The organism is Amycolatopsis sp. NPDC049252 (genome assembly GCF_043197175.1).
Taxonomy (GTDB): Bacteria; Actinomycetota; Actinomycetes; order Mycobacteriales; family Pseudonocardiaceae; genus Amycolatopsis.
In genome coordinates, this window is the sequence record NZ_JBICSQ010000012.1 from 1 (window position 1) to 3687 (window position 3687).

4 protein-coding genes are annotated in these 3687 nt (G+C 69.7%); 1 reads left to right on the forward strand and 3 read right to left on the reverse strand.

Translation table 11 applies throughout. The features are described 5' to 3' along the window. Nucleotides 1-130: 130 nt before the first annotated feature. Complete coding sequence (locus tag ACGFMK_RS16625) at nt 131-769, reverse strand: DUF6801 domain-containing protein (RefSeq protein ID WP_392763295.1); 639 nt, start codon at nt 767-769, stop codon at nt 131-133. Nucleotides 770-1196: 427 nt separating this feature from the next. On the opposite strand from ACGFMK_RS16625, the gene ACGFMK_RS16630 reads away from it, so the two are divergent. Then, entirely contained in the window at nt 1197-2081 is an 885-nt protein-coding gene (locus ACGFMK_RS16630; RefSeq protein WP_392763298.1) for an RCC1 domain-containing protein, read from the forward strand. Nucleotides 2082-2124: 43 nt separating this feature from the next. Here the strand turns inward: ACGFMK_RS16630 and ACGFMK_RS16635 are convergent, their stop codons facing one another. Beyond that, nucleotides 2125-2769, reverse strand: a complete 645-nt coding sequence (locus tag ACGFMK_RS16635) for a hypothetical protein (protein WP_392763301.1) — start codon at nt 2767-2769, stop codon at nt 2125-2127. Nucleotides 2770-2848: 79 nt separating this feature from the next. After that, a partial coding sequence (locus ACGFMK_RS16640) for a hypothetical protein (protein WP_392763303.1) occupies nt 2849-3687 on the reverse strand: 839 nt, incomplete at its 5' end.

Below are 3687 nucleotides of genomic sequence, written 5' to 3' on the forward strand. Positions count from 1 at the left end.
CGCCCGCGCGGACACCGTGCCGGCGCGGGGCGGGACTCGACGTGCAATGGGGTTCCTGGGGTGGTTCGGGTGTGGGGACGGGGGCGCCCGGGGGGGGGCCGGGGGGGGGGGCCCGCACCGGAACTTCCGGTCAGGAGACGGTGATGCTCGGGCTGAACGCGGTGTTCTGCGCCGGGCTCGTCGCCTTCAGGGTGCAGCTCATCGCCCACGGCGTCCAGGCACCGGTGGACTTCTTGTGGAACTCGAGCGCCGCCGAGATCGAGCTCGTCAGCGACAGGGTGGCGCTGCCCGCGGCGGACGGCGCCGTCCAGTTCGGGATGCTGGACGTCGCGACCTGCCCGATGTTGACCGTGATCGGCCCGCCGGTCGGGTAGATCGTCTCCGGGATGTTCAGCCCGGTCGCCGCCGGCTGCGACAGCGTGCCCGAGGACGCCGAGACCGGCACGCTCGCCGTGCCACGGAGACCGTCGTAGCCGACCGCGGTGAGCAGCGAGTGGACGGTGGCCGTGATCGTGGCGGTGCCACCCACGTTGCTGGGGGTGACGGTGGTGCCGTTCGGGACGACGTCGGGGGCGTCCAGGTGCGCGACGACCGCGACCGGCTGCGGCGAGATGCCGGGGAAGGTGCAGTTGTACGTGACGGGCGTCGTGCCGCCGGCGGTGTAGGTGACCGTCGCGGCGGACGCGACACCGGCGGTCAGCACCGCGATGGCGCCGATCGCGGTCGCGGTGGTGGCGATACCGGCGGACAGCCTGCTGAGTCGGGACATGGCTTCATCTCCTTTGATTCAGTTCAGTCTCGGCTTTGGCTGATCGATTTTCTCGCCGCCGTGCCCCCATCACGTTCACCGACCCCATTGCCCCGGGTGGCGGGACGCGATTCACCGGCGTGCGAGGTGGAGGTCCATCTGCCGAAATCGAGGCTACTCGCCAGTTCAGTACGGAACAAGACTTCGTGCTTGGGCGGGTGAGGCACTGCGGGGGTGTATCGATTTCTTGTGCCCGCCGGCGAAGGCGCGACCCGGGATTTGGCGGATTTTGACAAAGAGCGGCCGCGACGGCGAACCGCTGTGCCGAACGGTCTACCATTTGTGATCTTGCCGAAGCAATCCCGGATAACGAAACCGGAGAAATGAGGCTACCGTGCCGGGTTCTTCCCGTTGTGGACGGGTATCACTGAAGGGGGCCGCATTCGCGGTGGCGGCGACGGCCGCGGTGTCGTTGTGTGCGGCGCCCGCGTACGCGGCCGACGTCGGCGGCGTGCTCGGCTGGGGGAAGCCGGACTACAACGTGACGATCCCGCCGCCGGAGACGCTGGCCGGCGTCACCGCCGTGTCGGCGGGCAGCACGACCGCGCTGGCGCTGAAGGGCGGTGCCGTCCTCGCGTGGGGCGCGAACAACTGGGGGGCCAACCAGGTCCCGGCCGCGGCGTCGTCCGGGGTCACCCAGATCGCCTCCGGCTGGGGGCACGAACTGGCCCTCAAGAACGGCCAGGTCCTGGCCTGGGGCAACAACTGGTACGGCCAGACCACCCTGCCCGCGTCGGTGAGCAGCGGCGTCATCGCGATCTCGGCGTCCAACATGCACAGTCTCGCCCTGAAGCAGGGCGGGCAGGTGATCAGCTGGGGGACGCGGACCGATGTGCCGGCGGCCGCGCAGTCCGGGGTGAGCGCGATCTCCGCCGGCGGCGACCACAACCTGGCGCTCAAGAACGGCGGCGTGCTGGCCTGGGGGAGCAACACCTACGGCCAGGCGACCGTGCCGGCCGGCCTGTCGTCCGGGGTCACGGCGGTCTCCGCCGGATTCCAGCACAGCCTGGCGCTCAAGGGCGGCCGGGTCTACGCGTGGGGGCGGGACAACTACCTGCAGGTGGACGTGCCGCCGGAAGCCCTGTCCGACGTCGCGGGCATCGACGCCGGGTTCAACCACAACCTGGCGTACAAGACGAACGGCGACATCGTCGTCTGGGGCTCGAACATCGTCGGGGAGTCCTCGCCGCTGACCTGCGGCCCGGTCTTCGCGGTGTCCGCCGGGGACAACGACAGCTTCGTGCTGAAGACGGATCCGAACGCGCCTTGCTGAGCCCGCGGGTGGCGGGCCCGCACGGGCCCGCCACCCGGTCGGCTCAGGTGGCGTCGTTGGCCAGGTCGAGCGAAATCGTGTTGCCCGGCCCGGAAACCAGGGCGCCGAGTGCGATGTCGGCGATGAAGCAGTTGGTGAACTCCGGGATCGTGTAGGTGCCGGTCACGGTGATCGCGGGCGCGGTGATGTCGATGTCCTGCGCGCCCAGCGTCAGGTCGAGCGGGGTCTTCGTCTTGCAGCTGCCCGGCACGGTCGGCAGCGGGATGACCGGCACGATCGGGCCGGCCCAGATGTCGTAGATCTCCATGTTGGCCTTGGCCTTGGTGACGAGGTTGCCGTCGGCGATCGTGCCGGTGGCCGGGCCGAGCGGCGTGACCTTCACCTTCGCCTTGATCCGGAAGATCCCGGAGAGCAGGGAGATGTCGGCCTGCGCCGGCGGCAGCACCAGGTCCGCGCTGAGGCCGACCGACCCGGTCTGGTCGTCGATGAGCAGGTTGCCCTTGAGGGAGCCCGGGCCGAGCTTCATGGCGCTGCCGGTCTTCTTGACCGTGGTGGAGCCGGTGACCTTGTAGGACACCGGGATGGGAATGACGTCGGCCGACGCGGGTGTCACGGCGACCCCGGTCAGCACGACGGCCGCCGCCGACGTGAGCACAGCCAGTCTCTTCAGCTGCGTTGCCACGGACATAGTTGTTCTCCCTTGCGATTTCCCGGCCGGTTCCGGACGCTTCCGGAACCGGTGAAGTGCGCTATTCGGTGGAACGGCGTCAGCGCGGTTCGAGTTCGGTGACGACCCAGCCGTCACCGGTGTGTTCCGCGGTCACGGAAAGCTGGGCCGCGGCACTGTCGGTCGCATTGTTGTCAGCCCGGACGGCTGATTGATCGAGAAAGACGAGTAACCGCGCGTGACCATTTCGCAGATCCTGCACGGCGATCGCCGAAACGCGAGAGGTGAGCACCAGTTTCTGCTGCGGCGCTTTCTCGCGGACCTGGGCGAAGAGCTTGTCGTAGGAATCCTTCGCGGAGCCGCGCAGCACGGCCGCGGCGGCCTTCTCGGTGACGTCGGTCTTGTCGTAGGAATAGGAGAAGATCCGGTTCATGGCGAGGGTGACGGCCGAGGTGACATCGGCGGTCGCCCCGACATCGGTGAGGGCGAGGTTGCCGGCGGCGGGGTTCGACGAGGCCGACCGGGCCTCGAGGGTGAACCAGACACCGGCGCCGGTCAGCAGGACGGCGGCGGCCAGCAGGAGCACCGGCAGCCGCAACCAGACCGGCCGCGGCTTCGAAGCGGCACTTTCACGGGAAAGTGCCGCTTCGGCGGAGCCCGCTTCGTCCGCATCAGCTGCCTCGGGGGCGGCCTCAGTGGCGGGGTCGGTCGCCGCGGCTTCGGCCGCCGGGTCGGCGGCACCGGCTTCGGTCGCCGGTTCGCTCAGCTCGGTCGCTTCGGCCCTCCCCTCGCCAGTCTCCGGCTCGGACCTGGCCTTGTCAGCCTTGGCCGGCTGGTGGTGGCTGTCGGGACTGGCCTCGGTCGGCGTGGCTGATGCGGAGCCGGTCTTGCCTGGCTGGTGGTGGCTGTCGGGGCTGGTCTCGGTCGGCGTGGCTGATG